The 19151-nt window shown below is 68.5% G+C and carries 16 protein-coding genes; 13 read left to right on the top strand and 3 right to left on the bottom strand.

The window, feature by feature from the left end:
* Positions 1-33 precede the first annotated feature (33 nt).
* Positions 34-1065: an NAD-dependent epimerase gene (locus tag J2126_RS21725; RefSeq protein WP_209490452.1), complete on the top strand. Its 1032-nt coding sequence runs from the start codon at positions 34-36 to the stop codon at positions 1063-1065.
* A 51-nt stretch (positions 1066-1116) separates the two neighbouring features.
* On the opposite strand, the gene J2126_RS21720 is transcribed toward J2126_RS21725, so the two are convergent.
* On the bottom strand, positions 1117-1869 hold the full coding sequence (locus J2126_RS21720; RefSeq protein ID WP_209488891.1) for a competence/damage-inducible protein A: 753 nt from the start codon (positions 1867-1869) through the stop codon (positions 1117-1119).
* A 170-nt stretch (positions 1870-2039) separates the two neighbouring features.
* On the opposite strand from J2126_RS21720, the gene J2126_RS21715 reads away from it, so the two are divergent.
* The 8 genes from J2126_RS21715 (at position 2040) to J2126_RS21680 (ending at position 10308) form a co-directional block, all read left to right on the top strand.
* Positions 2040-3455: a circularly permuted type 2 ATP-grasp protein gene (locus J2126_RS21715; protein ID WP_209488890.1), complete on the top strand. Its 1416-nt coding sequence runs from the start codon at positions 2040-2042 to the stop codon at positions 3453-3455.
* Positions 3456-3749: 294 nt separating this feature from the next.
* Positions 3750-4700, top strand: a complete 951-nt coding sequence (locus J2126_RS21710) for an alpha-E domain-containing protein (RefSeq protein ID WP_209488889.1) — start codon at positions 3750-3752, stop codon at positions 4698-4700.
* A gap of 120 nt (positions 4701-4820) precedes the next feature.
* Positions 4821-5660 carry a transglutaminase family protein gene (locus tag J2126_RS21705; RefSeq protein ID WP_209488888.1) on the top strand — a complete coding sequence of 280 codons (840 nt, stop codon included), beginning with the start codon at positions 4821-4823 and terminating at the stop codon, positions 5658-5660.
* A 249-nt stretch (positions 5661-5909) separates the two neighbouring features.
* Complete coding sequence (gene pstB / locus J2126_RS21700; protein ID WP_245328062.1) at positions 5910-6695, top strand: phosphate ABC transporter ATP-binding protein PstB; 786 nt, start codon at positions 5910-5912, stop codon at positions 6693-6695.
* Positions 6696-6776: 81 nt separating this feature from the next.
* Positions 6777-7211: an HIT family protein gene (locus J2126_RS21695; RefSeq protein ID WP_209488886.1), complete on the top strand. Its 435-nt coding sequence runs from the start codon at positions 6777-6779 to the stop codon at positions 7209-7211.
* Positions 7212-7219: 8 nt separating this feature from the next.
* Positions 7220-8200: a beta-ribofuranosylaminobenzene 5'-phosphate synthase family protein gene (locus tag J2126_RS21690; RefSeq protein ID WP_348634361.1), complete on the top strand. Its 981-nt coding sequence runs from the start codon at positions 7220-7222 to the stop codon at positions 8198-8200.
* A gap of 109 nt (positions 8201-8309) precedes the next feature.
* Positions 8310-9446: an ATP-grasp domain-containing protein gene (locus J2126_RS21685; RefSeq protein ID WP_209488885.1), complete on the top strand. Its 1137-nt coding sequence runs from the start codon at positions 8310-8312 to the stop codon at positions 9444-9446.
* 19 nt (positions 9447-9465) lie between these two features.
* On the top strand, positions 9466-10308 hold the full coding sequence (locus J2126_RS21680; protein ID WP_209488884.1) for a triphosphoribosyl-dephospho-CoA synthase: 843 nt from the start codon (positions 9466-9468) through the stop codon (positions 10306-10308).
* 75 nt (positions 10309-10383) lie between these two features.
* Here J2126_RS21680 and J2126_RS21675 read toward each other — a convergent pair whose 3' ends face one another.
* Complete coding sequence (locus tag J2126_RS21675) at positions 10384-13851, bottom strand: autotransporter domain-containing protein (protein WP_209488883.1); 3468 nt, start codon at positions 13849-13851, stop codon at positions 10384-10386.
* 184 nt (positions 13852-14035) lie between these two features.
* The gene (locus tag J2126_RS21670) at positions 14036-14740 is read right to left on the bottom strand and encodes a HisA/HisF-related TIM barrel protein (RefSeq protein WP_209488882.1); all 705 of its coding nucleotides are present in this window, start codon (positions 14738-14740) and stop codon (positions 14036-14038) included.
* A gap of 36 nt (positions 14741-14776) precedes the next feature.
* On the opposite strand from J2126_RS21670, the gene J2126_RS21665 reads away from it, so the two are divergent.
* From J2126_RS21665 to J2126_RS21650, 4 genes are all read left to right on the top strand, one after another.
* A complete protein-coding gene (locus tag J2126_RS21665; protein ID WP_209488881.1) occupies positions 14777-15742 on the top strand; it encodes an ATP-grasp domain-containing protein in 966 nt (321 codons plus the stop codon).
* A 55-nt stretch (positions 15743-15797) separates the two neighbouring features.
* Complete coding sequence (folB, locus tag J2126_RS21660) at positions 15798-16262, top strand: dihydroneopterin aldolase (RefSeq protein ID WP_245327510.1); 465 nt, start codon at positions 15798-15800, stop codon at positions 16260-16262.
* A gap of 66 nt (positions 16263-16328) precedes the next feature.
* The gene (locus tag J2126_RS21655; RefSeq protein WP_209488880.1) at positions 16329-17318 is read left to right on the top strand and encodes a class 1 fructose-bisphosphatase; all 990 of its coding nucleotides are present in this window, start codon (positions 16329-16331) and stop codon (positions 17316-17318) included.
* 146 nt (positions 17319-17464) lie between these two features.
* On the top strand, positions 17465-19072 hold the full coding sequence (locus J2126_RS21650) for an acyl-CoA synthetase (RefSeq protein WP_209488879.1): 1608 nt from the start codon (positions 17465-17467) through the stop codon (positions 19070-19072).
* The last annotated feature ends 79 nt before the right edge of the window (positions 19073-19151 follow it).

Here is a 19151-nt window from a genome sequence, read left to right as displayed (position 1 = left end):
CGGCAGGATAGGACGGGCGTGACCATATCGACCTTGCAGGGTGCCAGCATCCTCGTCACCGGCGCGGCCGGCTTCATCGGCGCCGCTGTCGCCGAGCGGCTGCTTGCGATGGGGCATTCCGTCGTCGGGGTTGACGACCTCAACGCTTATTACGACGTGCGCCTCAAGGAGGCCCGGCTCGCGCGCCTCCTCGGCCATCCCGGCTTCCGGTTCGAGCGGCTGACGCTGGCGGACCGCGCGGCCACCGCCGATCTCTTCGCCCGCCACCGGCCAACCCATGTGGTCCACCTCGCCGCCCAGGCCGGGGTGCGCTACTCCATCGAGCATCCCGAGACCTATATCGACTCGAACCTGGTCGGCTTCTGCAACGTGCTGGAGGGCTGCCGGCACGGCGGCGTCGCCCACCTCGTCTATGCCTCGTCCAGCTCGGTCTACGGCGCCAACACCGACCTGCCCTTCCGGGTGGAGCAGACGGTGGACCACCCCATCAGCCTCTATGCCGCCACCAAGAAGGCGAACGAGCTGATGGCCCACGCCTATTCCCACCTCTACCGGCTGCCGGTGAGCGGGCTGCGCCTCTTCACCGTCTACGGCCCATGGGGTCGGCCGGACATGGCGGTGTTCCTGTTCACCGACGCCATCTGGCACGGGCGACCCATCAAGGTGTTCAACAACGGCGACATGCAGCGGGATTTCACCTTCATCGACGATGTGGTGGATGCCGTGGTTGCCCTGCTGCCGACCCCGGCGACGCCGGACCCGGCGTGGACCGGGGCCGATCCCGACCCCGCCACCTCCAACGCGCCGTATCGCATCTACAATGTGGGCAACCACAGCCCCGAGCCGCTGATGGCGCTCATCGGCCATATCGAGGCGGCGCTGGGCCGCAAGGCGGAGCTGGACTTCCAGCCCATGCAGACCGGCGATGTCCCGGCCACCTTCGCCGACGTGACGAGCCTCGCGCAGGCCGTGGACTTCGCGCCACGGACACCCCTGAAGGAGGGCGTCGCCCGCTTCGTCACCTGGTATCGCGACGTGTGGCTGGCGGAAATCGCGAAGGGCTGAAGCGGCTCAGCTCTTGACGCCTCAGCTGTTGACGCTTCAGCTGTTGACGCCTCAGCTCTTGGCGCTGTCCTCGACCATCCGGGCCACCGCATCGCCGGCGGCGGCCAGCGTGTCGGCCTCGCGGGCGCGGACCACGAGATTGGTCTTGTAGCGCCCGTCCGCCTCGTCGCGGAACGGGTAGGAGCCGATGATGGCGTCGGGATAGGCCTCGGCGATCCTGCGCAGCGGGGCGGCGATGTCGCCCTCCTTCGCCTCGGCGAGGATGGTGCGCGAGAGCATGGGCCGGCCCTTGCGCAGGTCGGGCAGCACCGCCTCCAGCATGGACTGCATGATGCGCGGCACGCCGGCCATCACGATGACGTTCTCGATCCGGAAGCCCGGCGCCTTGGACACCTCGTTCACCACCAGGCTCGCGCCGGCGGGAATGCGCGCCATGCGCAGGCGCGCCTCGTTCAGATCCTTCTCGGCGATGTATTCGAGCAGCATGGCGCGGGCGCGCGGGTCGACATCGATGGACACGCCGAAGGCCTTGGCGATGGCGTCGGCGGTAATGTCGTCGTGGGTGGGGCCGATACCGCCGGTGGTGAACACATAGTCGAAGCGGGCGCGCAGGGCATTGACCGCCGCCACGATGTCCTCTTCCACATCCGCCACCACCCGCACCTCGCGCAGGTCGATGCCCACGTCGGTGAGGCGTTCGGCGATGTGGCCGATGTTCTTGTCCTTGGTCCGCCCGGAGAGAACCTCGTCGCCGATCACGATCAGCGCAGCCGTGACCGATCGCGCGTCGTCTGCCTCGCCCATGTTTTCGTTCCCTGCCCTTGCCGGCGCCAGCCGGTGTAAAATTGCCCAAAATTCATGCACGTTTAAAGCGTGAGCGGCGCCTTCGCTGCGCTTTCCCGTTTAGCACTTCTTTGGCACGATGTTTGTTAAGTTCACGGGGAGGCCCCCCGGGGCGCGGAGTGTCGATCCCAATGCCGCATGCGTTCGATGAAATGTCCAGTACCGACGGCGCGGTGAGGCCGGCCTACGAGACCCTCCAGCGCTGGCTGGCCGAAGTGCCCCAGGACGTGCTGGACCACCGGCGCAAGGAGGCCGAGTTCATCTTCCGGCGAATCGGCATCACCTTCGCGGTCTATGGCGAGCAGAACGCCCAGGAACGCCTGATCCCGTTCGACATCGTGCCCCGCATCCTCACCAAGGAGGAATGGACCCGCCTGTCGCGCGGGCTCGAGCAGCGCGTCAAGGCGCTGAACATGTACATCAAGGACGTGTACTCGAAGCGGGAAATCCTGAAGGCCGGCGTGGTTCCGGAGAACCTCGTCTACCAGAACCCCGCCTTCCGCCCGGAAATGAACGGGCAGCGCGTGCCCCACGACCTCTATGTCCACATCGCCGGCATCGACATCGTCCGCACCGACCCCGACAAGTTCTACGTGCTGGAAGACAATGCCCGCACCCCCTCCGGCGTCTCCTACATGCTGGAGAACCGGGAGATCATGCTGCGGCTGTTCCCCGAGCTGTTCTCCATGCACCGCGTCGCACCGGTGGAGAATTACGCCGACGACCTCCTCGCCACCCTGCGCTCGCTCTCGCCCCACGGCGGGCATGAGCCGAACGTGGTGATCCTCACCCCCGGCATCCACAATTCGGCCTATTACGAGCACTCCTTCCTCGCCGACAAGCTGGGCGTCGACCTCGTCGAGGGCCGCGACCTGTTCGTGAAGGACGGGGTGGTCTACATGCGCACCACCGAGGGGCCGAAGCGGGTGGACGTGATCTACCGCCGCCTCGACGACGACTTCCTCGATCCCCTCGCCTTCCGCCGCGACAGTGTGCTCGGCGTTCCGGGGCTGATGAGCGCCTACCAGGCCGGGAATGTCACCCTGACCAACGCCGTGGGAACGGGCGTCGCCGACGACAAGGCGGTCTATTCCTACATGCCGGACATCATCAAATTCTACCTCGGCGAGGAGCCCCTGCTCCCCAACGTGCCGACCTGGCGCTGCCGCGAGGCGGACCATCTGAAGTATGTGCTGGAGCACTTGCCCGAGCTGGTGGTGAAGGAAGTCCACGGCTCCGGCGGCTACGGCATGCTGGTCGGCCCGGCCTCCGACAAGGCGCAGATCGAGAAGTTCCGCGACAAGCTCAAGGCGGACCCGGCGAACTTCATCGCCCAGCCGACGCTGGCGCTCTCCACCTGCCCGACGCTGGTGGAAAAGGGCATCGCGCCCCGCCACGTGGACCTGCGCCCCTTCATCCTCTCCGGCTCCGACAAGGTGCGTATCGTCCCCGGCGGCCTCACCCGCGTCGCCATGAAGGAGGGCTCCCTCGTGGTGAACTCCAGCCAGGGCGGCGGCACCAAGGACACGTGGGTACTGGACGCATGAGCACGGGTGCCCATGCTTCGGGTTCTGGACGCATGAGCGCGAGCGCCCATGCTCTGGGTTCTGGACGCATGAGCGCGCACGCCCGCGCTATCGCTTTTCGGCGCGCGAGCGCTATCGTCGGTCAAGATCTCTCCCCGCGCACGGCCCTCCCGGTCCGTGCGACAGCCGGAGCCGGGGCCCCGCCCGGTTCCGCCGCCTGAACCGCCTCCGGAGGGCGCCACGCCTTCCGGGTGCAGGACGCCTGAGCGCGGCTGAACCGCGCCGCGCACTCTCTCCTTCCGCAACGGGCTCCCCATGCTTTCCCGCACCGCCGACAACCTCTACTGGCTGACCCGCTACGTCGAACGCGCCGACTGCCTGGCCCGCATCCTCGACGTCTCCCAGCGCCTCGCCTACACGCCCGTGACCTACGGCGGCTCCACCAACGAGTGGAGTTCGGCCGTGCTCACCGCCGGCTGCGCCGACGAGTTCGTCGCGCGCTATGGTCCGCTGGAGGAGGCGAAGGAGGAGAACGTGGTCTCGTTCCTCGCCTTCGAGACGGAGAACCCCTCCTCCATCCGTAACTGCTTCGAGGTGGCGCGCACCAACGCGCGCTCAGTGCGCACGGCGCTGACCTCGGAGATGTGGGACGTCATCAATTCGGCCTGGATCGAGCTGCGCAACTTCCCCAACCGGCCGCTCACCCGCGACGAGCTTTCGCGCTTCCTCGCCTTCGTGAAGGAGACCTCGCTGCGCTTCGACGGTGCGACCTTCCGCACCATGCTCCGCAACGACGGCTACTGGTTCGCCCGCTCCGGTGCCCAACTCGAGCGCGCTGACAACACCGCCCGCATCCTCGATGTGAAGTATCATGTGCTGCTGCCGGAGAAGGAGCACGTCGGCGGCCCGCTCGACTATTTCCAGTGGGCCTCCATCCTGCGCTCGGTCTCGGCCCTCACCGCCTTCCACTGGGTCTATCGCGACAGCGTGAAGCCGTGGCTGGTGGCGGACCTTCTCATCCTGAACCGGCAGATGCCGCGCTCGCTCGCCGCCTGCTACGACAGCCTCGCCCGCAATCTGGACGACATCGCCTCGGTCTACGGCCGGCAGGGCCCGTCCCAACGGCAGGCCCGCACCATGTTGGCACGGCTTACCAACAAGTCCATCGACGACATCTTCCAGACCGGCCTGCACGAGTTCATTTCCGAGTTCATCTCGGACAACAACAAGCTCGCAGCCGAGATCACCGAGCAGTATCTGACCTGATCTTGCGGGCTGCGGCCCGCTCAACGTCCCCGTCGGCGCGGGTGGGCCGCGCCGGGGAAATGTCCGTTGCGGCGCCAGTGTCGCGCCGTTATCGCCGCGCCGTCACCAGGGACGACCGCAATGCGCATCCGCATCCGCCACGAGATCACCCAGCACTTCGAGCCCGGCACCCGCAACATGGCCGTGACCGTGCGCCTGACCCCGCGCGCCCATGAGGGCCAGTTCATCCTGCGCTGGGCGCTGGATCTCAATTCCGATTGCCGCCTGCACCCGCAGGAGGATGCGTTCGGCAACCTCTGCCACACCTTCTCCGTGGACGGGCCGGCGGACCATCTCACCGTCTGCGCCGAGGGAGAGATCGAGACGCAGGACACGACTGGCATCGTGCGCGGCACGGTGGAGCGCTTCCCGCCCTCCCTGTTCCTGCGCCAGACCGACCTCACCGAGGTCGATCAGGCCGTGGCCGCTCTCGCGGATGCCGTCACCGCCCCCGCGGACGACCCGCTGGCCCAGCTCCACGCCCTCATGGTCAAGGTCCACAAGGCGGTGGAGGAGCAGGAGGGCCCGACCCTCGGTGATCCCCTGAGCGCCGTGGAGGCGCTGAAGGCGGGCACCGCCTGCGCCGGCAGCATCGCCCATGTCTTCACCGCTGCCGCCCGCCACCTTGGCCTGCCCGCCCGCCACATCTCCGGCTATGTGGCGCCGGAGACCGGAGAGGAAGGCGAGGGCGAGGTGCGACACTGGGCCGAGGCCCATGTGCCGAAAATCGGCTGGGTCTCGTTCGATGCCGGCCGCAAGATCTGCGGCACGGAGAATTATGTGCGCCTCGCGGTGGGCCTCGATGCCGTGGGCGTGCAGGCGCTGCGCAGCACCGGGCTAGACGTGGAGGAGCGCATCAGCGCCCTCGACGGCCGCGCGCCTCAGAAGCTCGTGCAGACCCAGAGCCAGGGCCAGAACTGAGCCCCATCGAGCCGCCGCGCACAAGGTGAGCCGGCACAGGATAGATCCCGCGTCCGGCCCCCGGCAAAGCCGCGCCGCCGCTGGATTTTTCGCGTGGCATCGGGCAGGCATGAGCTAGCGCAAGGACAGCCCGCCGAAGCGGGTCTAGGCAGGAGGCATTGGCTCCTGTCGAGGATTGCTGCCATGTCTATTCACACCCCGTCGTCGCTGCCCCCGGACGGCTCGGCCCATGCCGGCCTGCCCGCGCCGATGGTCTTCGCCAGCCGGCAGGCGATGCTGCCTCCGGTCAAGCTCTCCGTCCGGAACCTGAGTTTCCATTACGGCGAGACGATCGCGCTGCGGAACATATCGGTCGATCTGAGGGCGCATTGCGTCACCGCCTTCATCGGCCCGTCGGGCTGCGGAAAGTCGACCCTGCTGCGCATCTTCAACCGCATGTACGAGCTCTACCCCGACCAGACCGTTGAGGGCGACGTGCTGCTCGACGGCGTGAGCATCCTAGGCGACGCCATGGACCCCGCCAGCGTCAGGGCGCGCATCGGCATGGTGTTCCAGAAGCCGACACCGTTTCCCATGTCGATCTACGACAACGTGGCCATCGGCCTGCGCATCAACGAGGAGCTGACGCCGGCCGACCTCGACATCCGGGTGGAAGAGGCCCTGCGCAAGGCGGCGCTGTGGGACGAGGTGAAGGACATCCTGCCCCAGACCGGCCTCGGCCTCTCCGGCGGCCAGCAGCAGCGCCTGTGCATCGCCCGCACCATCGCGCTCAGGCCGGAGGTGATCCTGCTCGACGAGCCGTGCTCGGCCCTCGACCCCATCACAACGGCGCGCATCGAGGAAACCATCGAGGAGCTGAAGGCGCAATACACCTTCGCCATTGTCACCCACAACCTCCAGCAGGCGGCCCGCATCTCCGACTTCACCGGCTTCATGTACCTCGGCGAGATGGTGGAATTCGGCCCGACGCAGGACCTCTTCACCCACCCGCAGGACAGGCGGACGCAGGATTACGTCACCGGCCGGTTTGGCTGAGGCTTCGCCGGCCTGCGAGGAGTGCGGGCTTGACCCCCCGCCCGCACCCTGCAATCTCCTCCCCAACAGGGAGAGACACGCATGACCGCCACGCCGGCTTACGATCCGCAGAACATCTTCGCCCGCATCCTTCGCGGCGAGCTGCCGGCGCACAAGGTCTATGAGGACGACAAGGCCCTCGCCTTCCTCGACATCATGCCGCGCTGCCCTGGCCACACGCTGGTCATCCCCAAGGCGCCGGCGCGCAACATCCTCGACATCGCGCCCGAGGATCTCGCTTATGTGGCGACCATCGCCAAGAAGGTGGCCATCGCCGGCATGAAGGCCTTCGAGGCGGATGGAATCACCATCCAGCAATTCAACGAGGAGGCCGGTGGGCAGGTGGTGTTCCACCTCCATGTCCATGTCATCCCCCGCCACAACGGCGTGCCCATGAAGCCGCCGGCGAGCGCGATGGAGAAGCCCGACGTGCTCGCCGCCCATGCGGAGCGGCTGCGCGCCGCCCTCGCCGGCTGAGTCGCCGCGTGGATCTCATTCATGCGGCCGGGGTGAAGGTGCGCGCGCCGGCGCGCCTCCATCTCGGCTTTCTTGATCTCGGCGGATCGCTCGGCCGCCGCTTCGGCAGCCTCGGCATCGCCCTGGACCGCCCGACGACAGACGTGAGCGTCCGCCGCGCCAGCGCCGACACCGCCGAGGGCCCGGACAGCGACCGCGCCGGCCGCGCCCGGGATCTGGTGCGCGACAAGCTCGGCATTGAAGAGCACTTTGCCATCGACGTGGACGCCGCCTTGCCGGCCCATGGCGGCCTCGGCTCCGGCACGCAGCTGGCGCTGGCGGTGGGCGTCGCCGTGGCGCGGCTTTCGGGACACGACTTCACGCCGCGCGAGGTGGCGGGCGTGCTCGGCCGGGGCCGTCGCTCGGCCATCGGCATGGAGGCGTTCGCCGCCGGAGGCGTGATCCTCGACGGCGGCAAGGCGCTCGACGGTCCGCTGGCCAACGCGCCGCCGCCCCTGCTCGCGCGGTTCGCGGTGCCGGAGAGCTGGCGCATCCTGCTCGTCTTCGATACCGCCCGCGAGGGGCTCAGCGGCCCGCAGGAGACGGCGGCCATGGCGAGCCTTCCGCCCTTTGCGGCGGAACAGGCGGCGGAGCTTTGCCACCTGATGCTGCTCCAGGCCCTGCCGGCCCTCGCGGCCGCGGATGCGGTGGGGTTCGGCCGCGTCATCGGCCACTGGCAGCGCGTGCTGGGCGATCACTATGCTGCGGCACAAGGCGGCGGGCGCTTCCTGAGCCCGCAGGTGGCCGAGGTCATCGCCGCCATAGAGGCGGAAGGCATTCCCGGCGTCGGGCAAAGCTCGTGGGGGCCGACCGGCTTTGCCATCGTGGATGGCGCGGAGACGGCGGCGCGACTGGCCGACACCTTGCGTGAGCGCTTCGCATCGTTCACAAACCTGTCATTCGATTGCGTGCGGGGAAACAATCAGGGCGCGGAAATGATCGCTCTGTGAGGTCCGTCTGCACGACGCCGGACAGGACGGGAGGACGCGCGGTACCCCAAGGGCCGCGCCATATAAAGGGCCCCGCAAGTGGGCTCCGAACCAACAGGCTGGGATCCAGATGGATATTGCTCTGATCGCCATTTCCGCCCGGCCGCTGGCGGCCAGCGCCGCCCGCGCCGGCTTCGCGGCACTCTCGTTCGACCTGTTCGCCGATCTGGATACCTGTGCCCATACCGCCCGCTGCGTGCGCGTGCACAAGAAGAACGGCTGCGCCTTCGACGGTGACGACCTGATCCAGGCGCTGCATTCCCTCGCGCCCACCGGCCTGCCGGTAGTGCTCGGCGGCGGGCTGGAGGACGACACCGCCCTCATGACCCGCATCGCGGAGCGCAACCCCATCCTTGGCAACGCGCCGGCCATCGTGCGCGTGCTGAAGGACCCCATCGCCCTCGCCGCCCTCGCCGCCCATCTCGGGATTCCCTTTCCCTCCGCCACGCTCGAAGCGCCCACTCCCGACACGTTCGGCGACGCGCCCGTGCTGGAGAAGAAGATCGGCGGGGCCGGCGGCGCGCACATCCGCCGACGCGCGCCGGGCGACCTCTCTCCGCCCGCGGCCGGCCACTATCTCCAGCGGGAGGTGGACGGTCAGTCCCTCTCACTCCTGCTCCTGTCCAATGGCAGCGCCGCCCGCGTCATCGGCGCCTCGCGGCAATGGCATGCGCAGGATGAGGAGCACCCCTTCCGCTATGGCGGCGCCACGGGGCCCGTGGCGCTGCCGGAGCCGTTCGCGGGCGAGATGCTCAAGGCCGCGATCAGCGTGTCGCTCGCCTGCGGTCTGGTGGGGCTCGTCTCTCTGGACTTTGTGGTGAACGCGGACGGCTGGTTCATGGTGGAGGTGAACCCTCGCCCCGGCGCTACCCTCGACATCTTCGACACCGATCCCCTGCCGCCGCTGCTCGGCCTGCACCTCGCGGCCTGCGGCGGGAAGCTGCCCGAAATGCTGCCCGCCCCTGCGCAGGCCCACGCTGCCGGCGTCATCTATGCCGCGCACGACATGGTGGTGCCGCAGGATGCGTGGCCCGATTTCGTGGCCGACCGCCCGCCGGCCGGCGCCTCGGTGCTGAAAGGCGCGCCCCTGTGCACGGTGCGCGCCACCGGCCCGACGCCCGAGGTGGCGGAGGCGCGCATGCGCGAGCGCACACAGGCCCTGCTGCGCGATTTCGGCCTCGGCGCGGTGATGGAACCCGCCCCGTGAGCGCAGCCGCCATCGCCGCATGAGGGCGCTCGCTCCGGACGAGGTGGCGCAGGCCTTTCACGCCGCCTGCCTCGCCGAGCTTTCGGCCCTGAAGCCGGGCAACGTCCATGTCTTCGCCGCGGGGCACGGCATGGAGACCGCCCAGTTCGAGGCGGCTGCCAAGGCGGCCGCGCCGGCATTGGCCGCGCCCGGCCCTGTCGGCAGACGGGTGCGTGCGGCGGTGGAGGCCTCCCTCGCAGTCGCGGGCTGCAACACCAACCTCGGCATCATCCTTTTGTGCGCACCTCTGGCTGTCGCGGCAGAGGGCGGCGGCCCGCTTGAGGCGCGGCTTGCGCAGGTGCTGGAGGGATTGAACATCTTGGATGCGGAGGAGGCCTTCCGTGCCATCGCCGCCGCCTCTCCGGGTGGCCTCGGAGCTTCGGCGGAGGCGGACGTCCGGGCGCCGGCCAGCGTCACGCTCCGCGAGGCCATGGCGCTCGCGGCGGACCGGGACGCCATCGCCCGGCAATATGTGACCGGCTATGCGGACGTCTTCGCTCTCGGCGTTCCCGCGCTTGCCGGCGGGCCGCTGGAGCGACGGCGGATCGAGGACGCCGACCTTGCCTTTCTCGCGACGCTGCCGGACAGCCACATCGCCCGCAAGTTCGGTCCGGGCCAAGCGGAGGCCGTGCGGCTGGAGGCTGTGGCGCTCCGGACGCGGCTCGAAGGCCTTCCGCCGTCAGAACGCCACGCGGCGCTGCTTACCTTCGATACCAGCCTGAAGGCGCGGGGGCTTAACCCCGGCACCAGCGCCGATCTGACCGTGGCGAGCATCTTCGCCGTCCTCATCGAGGAGCGGGCGGCTCCGATCACCGCCGAATAGACGCGCCTCCGGCGGCCGTTCACGCTTGCCGGAAGATCGCGGCGGAGTTCTCCGCCGCGTCCCCCAAAGGCGTTCTCAGAACTTGACCGCCAGCGTCGCCTTGCCGGCGTTGTAGCTGGTGCCGTCGCCGGCCATGCCCTCGTAGCCCAGCGAGAAGGTGGCGCCGGTGGCGAAGGCGAAATCGATGCCCACCGAGCCGACGATGCTGTCCTCGGCAATGGCGAGGCCGTCGATGCCGAAGGCCGTGCCGGTGTTGATGAAGCTCAGCACCGTCTGGGGCGTCACGTCGCCGAAGGCATGGCGCCAGCCGGCAGAGGCGTGGGGCGTCACCACGAGGCCCGAGGCGTTGAAGCTGGTGGCGACGCGCAGACCCAGCGTCGAATAGGTCGTGTCAAACGACGTGCCGGTGGAGGCGAGGCCGGCGACGGGCGCGTTGTTCTCGATGAAGCTGCCGAGATCGACGCTGGTCCAGCCGATGCCCGCGAAGGGCTCCAGAGCGACGCCACCGAACGCAAAGGTGTAGCCCGCCTCGGCGAAGAGGTTGCCGGCGGAGCCGTTGTAGCTCGCCTTCGGGCTCTCGCCGGTGAGGGCGACGAAGCGGCTCTGGTCGATGCTGCTCCAGCCGTAGCTGGCGCCCGCCCGCAGCTTCACGGCGTCGAAGGAGGCGCCGCCATAGGCCGCGATGCGCCAGGTCTCGGTGTCCGCCGAGGCCCCATCCGCGCTCGTGGAGGCGGAGGAATAGCCGGCGGCGAGGCCCATCACCCAATTGCTGGCGGAGAGGTCGGCACCGATGAGCAGGCCGCCGAGATTGGTGTCGGCCGCCGCGGCATTGCCGTTGGCCGAGGTGGACAGCCACTGGCCGTAGCCCTGCGCCCAGGTGGTCCACACCGGCGTGGGCTCGGGCGCCTTGATGGCCTTGAACGCCTGCGCGCCGGGCGTCGCCGGATCGGCATAGGCGCGGGCCGGGCCGCCCGCGCCGAGCGCCGCTTCCGCCCCCCTGGCGCCGGTGTAGCCGGCCTGCCGCAGACGGCCGAGGATGAGGTCGTTGACCATCATGTTCTCGTTGGCCAACTGGCCGGGCAGCGTGGCGTAGAGATCGCCGGAGAGCTGGGAGAGCGCGAGGTTCGGGCTGTCGCCCAGCGACTGCGTGACGAACGCGGTGTAGAGCGCGGAAGTCTTCGTCGGTCCGACGCCTGCGCGCTCCAGAGCGCCGGCCACCGAACGCTGGTTCGGGGTCGTGGCATAGACGGCGAACGCGATGCCGTTGCGCTCCAGTTCCAGATAGACGTGGGTCGCGTCGTAGCTCAGTTCCGGAGCGATGAAGAGATAAGTGGGTCCGTAGGTGTTGAGCGTTCCGAACGTCCCGCTGATCCCGCCCGCGGACGACAGGAGGGTGTAGCGCGCACCCCATTCGAGATCACCGATGACGAAGACCCGATTGTCCGTGCCGTTGAGTGTCGTCTTGCCGTCGACCTTGATCAGGTCGGAGGAGCCATCGGGATTGATGTCGGCCCAGTAACTGGTGTTGGTCAGGGAAACATCGCCCTTCACGGCGATGGTGCCCGTCGCGTTGGACGGGCCGGTTGACGGGTCGATGATGAGGTCCACCGCGTCGAGGCTGCCGATGGTGCCATGGCCCCAGATTCCGCGCGGCCCGGTGGCACCGGCCTCACTCTTGAAGTGGGCGTCGGGGGCATCGAGGCCGTTGAGACCGAAGCTCCCGTTCTTGCCCATGTTCATGGTGCCGGAGAAGGTGCTGGTGCCGGAGAGGTAGACCGAGCCGTCGGTGGTCACCTGCTCGAAATGACGATAGGTCGCAGCGTCCCCGACCTGACCGAGATCGAAATTGAGGACCTCGCTCGTGGTCTTGAGCGAAAGCGTGTCGACGCCGCCTTCCGCGTCCACGATGCCGACCACCTTGCTGCCGGCGCCGACGACGAACAGATCGTTTCCGTTGCCCATCTGCACCGCATAGGTGGTGCCGGAGAAGGTGCCGTAATTGGTCACGGTCAGCGACTTGGTGGGGTCGACGCCGGAATTCACATAGCGGATGCCGTAGCCTTCGAGGCCCTGGATGGTGCCGTAGTTGGTAACGGTCGCGGCGGCGTAGGCATCGCCGCTGTTGCTGTCGTCGATGAGGATGCCGTTGTTGGCGCCGGAGATCAGCGCCGAGGTGTGGGCCGCATCGCCGTTGACCATGGTGCCGCCGCCGATGGCGATGCCCTCGGAGGTGCTGGGCTTGGTCTCGCCCGGCTTGATGCCCTTGGAGCCGAGGCCCTCGATGGTGCCGTAGTTGAAGATGGTGCCGGCCTGGTCGAAATCCACGCCGTCGCCGTCGCCGAAGCTCGCGGCGGGATCGAAGGTGCCGGAGATCGTGCCGTAGTTGAGCAGCGTGCCCGTGCCGTTGGAATTCACGCCCGAGCCGTTGCGGCCTTCGATGGTGCCGTTGTTGGTGACGATGAGATTATCGTCGGTGCCGGTGGCCTTGATGCCGTGGTAGGCGCCGGTGATGAGGGCGCCGGTATAATTGTTCACCGTGAGGGTGATCGCCTTGCCCTGATCGTCGCCGCTCACCTTGACGGCGGAATTGTTCTGCGTGTCGGCGGTGCCGGCCGCGTAATAGGACGAGATCGTCCCGTAATTGTTGATGGTGAGACCGTTGGTGCCCTGGATGCCGTCATTGTCGGCGGCGGTGATGAGGCCGGTCTTCTGGTTGGTGACGGTGATCGTGGCGTTGGTCGAATAGATATCGCCGAGATCCAGCCCCTGCCCGCCCGAGGTGGACTGGATCGTCCCGGCGTTGGTGATGGAGATCACCGGCGCGGCGGTGCTCAGGGTGGTGGACGAGATCTTGATCGCGTCGTCCGTTCCGGTGATGAAGCCGCCCGCCGCGTTGGTGATGGTGAGGCTGTTGAGCGTGTCGAAGCTCGATGCGGTGTCGAACTTGATGGCGCGCTTGCCGGACGAGGTGGTCTCGATCGTCCCGGAATTGGTGATGTCGATGGTGCCGCCGCCGAGGCGGATCGCATCGGCGCCGGCCGAGGTGATGGTGCCGGTGTTGCCGATGGTGACGGTCGCGCTGGCCGCGTTCGCCTTGTCGAAGTCGAGCGCCTGCCCGGTCTGCGAGCTGATGGTGCCGGCGTTGTTGACGATCACCGTGCCGTTGGCGAGCGGGCCGTTGATGCGGAAGGCGTCATCCTTGGAGACGACCTGACCGCTGGCATTGTTGTTCAGCGTGAAGGTGCCGGTGAAGGCGCCCGTGGTATCGATGGTCCGGCCGGTGGAAGTGACGGTGCCGGAATTGGTGATGACCACGCCGGGCGTCGTCGTGGCGTTGCCGTTCCACACGATGGAGTTGGACCCGCCCGTGTTCAGCGTCGCGCCCGCATCGATGGTGCCGGTGTCGCTGCCGGAGACGGTCTGCTGGCCGGAGGCCGGCGGCACCGTGAACGATCCCGCGAGCGCGGGCACCGCCGCGCCGGAGCACACGAGCGCCAGAACGATGCGGCTTGCGGACGAATGGAGCGGCAGGCGGATCATCATGGAAAGGCAATTCCGGGCGGGAGGAGCGTGAGGCTGGGCCCTGCCTAGGCGGCGGATGATACAGTTCCGTGACAACCGGTTTCGCCGCGGCACCTCGGCTGGCGACTGTGGCTCGCAGGTAACAGTGAACCTTGCCCAAGCCTAAGCATCGGTGACCGCCGCAAAGCGATGGGCGGGCCGCGCCTCAGGCCCAGAGCCGCGCGCTGTCACGGTCGATGCGGCCATCGTGAAGGGCGCTCGCCACCAGCGCGCCGGCGATCCCCGCCTCGGCGAGGGCTGCGAGATCATCCGGCCCGCGCACGCCACCGGCGGCGTAGAGGGCGGGCACGACACCCTGCCCCGCCGCGCGGCGGGCGGTGCGGTCCAGCGCCGTCATGTCCGGCCCCTCGCTGCTGCCAACGCGAGCGAGCGTCATGACGATCACGCGCGCCGGCCACAGGCGCGCATCGTTGTGCGCGCGCTCCGGCCCGCGCGGCCCGGTGGCGTCGTGGTCGAGGGAGAGAATCACGCCCTCGGCGCCGAGGGCGGCCTCCACGTCCGCCTCCCCGAGGCTCTCAGTGCCGACGATGGCGGTGCCGAGGCCGCTTTTGGCGCGTGCGGCAATGCGGGCCGGATCGCCGTCGCCGGCATCCACCCACAGTTCGAGCCCGGGGAAGGTCCGGGCGAGGTCGCGGATCGCAGTTTCATTGTCGCCGGCACCGGTTATGGCATCGATATCAGCCACATAGAGAGTGCGGAACGGCGCGAGCGCGAGCAGCCCCGCCACCACATCATCCGGACATGCGGAGGGCGAGAGCGGTGTCTGGATGGGACGATAGGCCTCGCGCTCGCCCCTGTGGGCTCGCACAACCACCCCTCCCTTCAGGTCAACGACGGGGATAAGCTGCATGTCGAGGTCCGGCTGAGCTTGTGCGAGAGGAGCCCCATGCGCGTCTTCATTTGCGAGTACGTGACATCCGGCGGCATGCGCGACAAGCCCCTGCCGGAGGCGGCCCTTGCCGAGGGGCGCCTGATCCGCGATGCCATCGTCACGGATCTGCAGGAACTGCCCGGCATCAGCGTGGTGCTCGCCTATGACGACCGCCTGCCGCCGCCCAACGAGGAAGCCGTGCCGGTGGGCAAGGGCGTCGATCCCTGGATCGTCTGGTCGAGCCTCGCGCAGGATGCGGACGTGGTGTGGCCCATCGCCCCCGAGGCCGGGGGCATTTTGGCGCGCCTCGCCCGCCTGATGCGCGAGGGCGGCGCCCGGACGCTTGCCAGCTCCGGCGAGGCCGTCGCCCTCACCTCCAACCGGCTTGCGCTCGCCCGCCGCCTCGCAGAGCACGACATTCCCCACGTCCCGACCTTCCCCATCGATGCGCTGCCGCCCGGGCTCGATGGCGATCTCGTCACCCGGCCCGAGGAGGGCACCGGCTGGTCGGCCGCGCGCGCCTGGCCGAACCGGGCGGCCCTGCCCCGCTCCGGCGGCCTCGTGGTGCAGCCTTTCCTGAACGGCACCCTCGCCAGCCTCAGCGTGCTGGTGCGCCCGGACGGGGCAACACTGCTCGCGGCCAACCGTCTCAGAATCAGTCACCTCGTCGGCGTCTTCGCCTTTGAAGGGGTTCAGGTCGGCGGCATCGCGGACGAGGACGGCCGGCTCGCCGATCTCGCGCGGCGTGTGTCGGAGGCCATTCCCGGCCTGTCCGGCATCGTCTGCATCGACGTGATCCAGACGCCGCAGGGTCCGGTGGTGGCCGAGGTGAACCCGCGCGTCACCGCCTCCTATGCCGGGCTTCATGCGGCGCTGGGGGTCAATCCGCTGGCTTTCGTCCCCGAGCTGATCCGCGAGGGCGTGCCGCCTTCCATGCCGCGCCTGCCGCGCCCCGCCCCCATCGAGGTGAAGATCCGTTGAAAGCGGCCGGGGAAACCAATAGGAAGGCAGCGAGTTTGAGGCTGGAGGCATGCCCATGACGGCGCCTCCGCGCGAGGATGATATGACCTCCGACGATCCCACCGCATTGGCGGACAGCCTGGCCGACGCAAGCCCCGCGCCCCGCACCCGCCCCCACAACACCGACCGGCTCTTCCTGAGGGCCCTGCCCTTCTATGCGCGCCACGGCGTGTACGATGCCGAGCGGGAGCTGGGCCAGCGCTTCATCATCGACGTGGACTGCTGGCTCGACACGCGGCCCGCCGCCTGGGCGGACGACGCATCCCTGACCGTGTCCTACCAGGGCATCTACGAGCAGGTCGCGGCGGTGGTGGCGGATGATCCCGTCCACCTCATCGAGACGCTGGCGGAGCGCATCGCCACGCGCCTGCTGGACCATTTCGACATGGTGGAGCAGGTGCGCGTGGTGGTGCACAAGCCCGGCGCGCCCGTCACGGGCGTGTTTGGAGATGTGGGTATTGAGATCGTTCGCACCCGCTGAGCCGGGCGAAGCGAAACCCGGTCGGAGTGCCGTCGGCTCAGCCGCCGGATCAAAGGAGAGCACAAGGTGAGCGTTGCGGTGAGCCTCAAGACTTATCTCGCGGATTGGGCAGGAAGCGACACGTCGCGGCAGGCCGTGGCCGCCACCGTGACCGCCATCGCCGAGGCCGGGCTCGGCATCGCCGATCTCGTCGCCCGTGGCCCGCTGGAGGAAGGTCTCGCCAAGATCCGCGGCGTCGATCCCAATGCCGGCGGCGACGCCCAGAAGGAGCTGGACGTGGTGGCCGAGGAGCTGATCCGCGAGAAGCTCCTGCCGACCCCTGCCGCCTTCCTCGCCTCCGAGGAGAGCGAGGAGCTGATCCCGCTCAATCCCCAGGGCAGCCTCGTGGTGGCGGTCGACCCGCTGGATGGCTCCTCCAACATCGACACCAACGTCTCCGTGGGCACCATCTATTCCATCATGCCCTATGACGCTTCGACGCTCGCCAAGCCCGAGGACGCGGTGATGCGGCCGGGTTCCGCGCAGGTGGCGGCCGGCTTCCTCGCCTATGGCCCGGCGACCATCCTTGTCGCGACCTTCGGCGCGGGCACGCAGGTGTTCGTACACGACCGCCGCACCGGCGAGTTCCTGCTGGCGCGCACCGATGTGGAAATCCCTGCCGAGACCAAGGAATACGGCGTCAACCAGTCCAACGTCCGGCACTGGGATGCGCCCATGCAGCGCTATCTCGCCGACTGCCTCGCCGGCAAGGAAGGCCCGCGCGGCAAGGATTTCAACATGCGCTGGGTCGGCTCCATGGTGGCCGATGCCTTCCGCATCTTCACCCGCGGCGGCGTCTATGTGTACCCGCGCGACAAGCGCAAGGGCTACGACAACGGCCGCCTGCGCCTGATCTACGAGGCCTTCCCCCTCGCCTTCCTCGTCGAGCAGGCCAAGGGCGCGGCCACCGACGGCACCACGCGCATCCTCGACATCACCCCCCACCACATCCATCAGCGCATCCCGCTGGTGTTCGGCTCGAAGGCCGAAGTGGAAGCCATCGCCTCCTATTACTGACCAAGGAGGCTCCCTCTCCCGCTTGCGGGGGAGGGGTTGGGAGGGGGAACCCGCCGACGGGCCACGCTTGACCTCCGCAGGAAAAAAACGTTCGATCGTTTCCTTCAGGCGCAGCCGCCGGCAGAGCGGCGCCGCGGGAGGTGACGATGCTCGTTCCGGCCGATGACTATGCGGGGCTCAAGCGCGCCTTTTCCTGGCAGGTGCCGGCGCGCTTCAACATGGGCGTCGCCTGCGCCGATGCCCATGCGGACGGCTCGGGCAAGCCAGCGCTGATCTTTGTCGAGGAGACGGGCGCCGTCCGCTCCTACAGCTTCGACGAGCTGACCGCCCTCACCAACCGCTTCGCCAATGTGCTCGTCGCCAAGGGCCTTGTGCGCGGCGACCGGGTGGCGGTGTTCCTGCCGCAGGCACCGGAGACGGCCATCGCCCATATCGCCGCCTTCAAGGCGGGCATGATCTCGGTACCCCTCTTCACCCTGTTCGGCGACGAGGCGCTGGAATTCCGCCTCGCTGCCTCCGGCGCGAAGGTGCTGGTGACGGATCTCGGCGGCCTCGCCAAGCTGATGCGGGTGCGGGACCACCTGCCCGACCTCGCCCATGTCTTCGTCATCGGCCCGGACGCAGGCGGCGCCCTCTCCTTCGACGCGGCACTGGCGCAGGGCTCGGACCGCTTCACGCCGGTGGATACGGGGCCGGACGATCCCGGCATCATCATCTTCACCTCGGGCACCACCGGGAACCCCAAGGGCGCCCTGCATGGGCACCGGGTGCTGCTGGGGCACCTGCCCTGCATCGAGTTCGTCCACCAATACATGCCGCAGCCCGGCGACCTGCACTGGACCCCGGCCGACTGGGCGTGGATTGGCGGGCTGTTCGACGTGCTGTTTCCCTCGCTCTATTTCGGCGTGCCGGTGCTGGCCCACCGGGCGAAGAAGTTCGATCCCGACGCCGCCATGGCTCTGATGGCGGACCACCATGTGCGCAACGTCTTCCTGCCGCCCACCGCCCTGAAGCTGCTGCGTCAGGCGGACGTGCGGCACAGCGGCCTCAAGCTGCGCTCGCTCCTCACCGGCGGCGAGACATTGGGGGCGGAGCTGGGCGCGTTCGTTCAGGAGCGCCTGGGGGTCGAGGCGCGGGAGATCTACGGCCAGACCGAATGCAATCTGGTGGTCGGCTCCAATTCCAGCTTCTTCCCCATCCGCCCCGGCTCCATGGGCAAGGCCATCCCCGGCCATGACGTGCGCATCGTGGACGACGCGGGCGAGGACGTGCCCACCGGAACCGAGGGACACATCGGAATCCGCCGCGGCGATCCGGTGATGATGCTGGAATACTGGAAGAACCCCGAAGCCACCGCCCACAAATATGCCGGCGACTTCCTCCTCACCGGCGACATGGGCCGGCAGGACGAGGACGGCTACCTCTGGTACGTCGGCCGCGCGGACGACGTCATCACCTCGGCCGGCTACCGTATCGGCCCCGGCGAGATCGAGGACTGCATCCTCAAACACCCGGCCGTGGCGCTGGTGGCGGTGGTGGGCGTGCCCGATCCGCTGCGCACCGAGGCGGTCAAGGCGTGGATCGTGCCGAAGCCGGGCGTCGCCCCCTCCGAAGCGCTGGCGAAGGAGATCCAGGATTTCGTGAAGACGCGGCTTTCCGCCCACGAATACCCCCGCCATGTGGCCTTCACCGATACCCTGCCCATGACCGCCACCGGCAAGATCCTGCGGCGCGAGCTGCGCGCGCGGGGGTAAAATGCGCGAGGGCAATATCCCGGCCCGTCCGCGCAACTCACCGTAAAATCCATGGCGAAGAACGCCCAGAATCCCTAGC

Origin of the sequence: Xanthobacter flavus, assembly GCF_017875275.1 — a bacterium.
Classification (GTDB): Bacteria; Pseudomonadota; Alphaproteobacteria; order Rhizobiales; family Xanthobacteraceae; genus Xanthobacter; species Xanthobacter flavus_A.
This window is presented reverse-complemented; position numbering and strand designations above follow the sequence as displayed.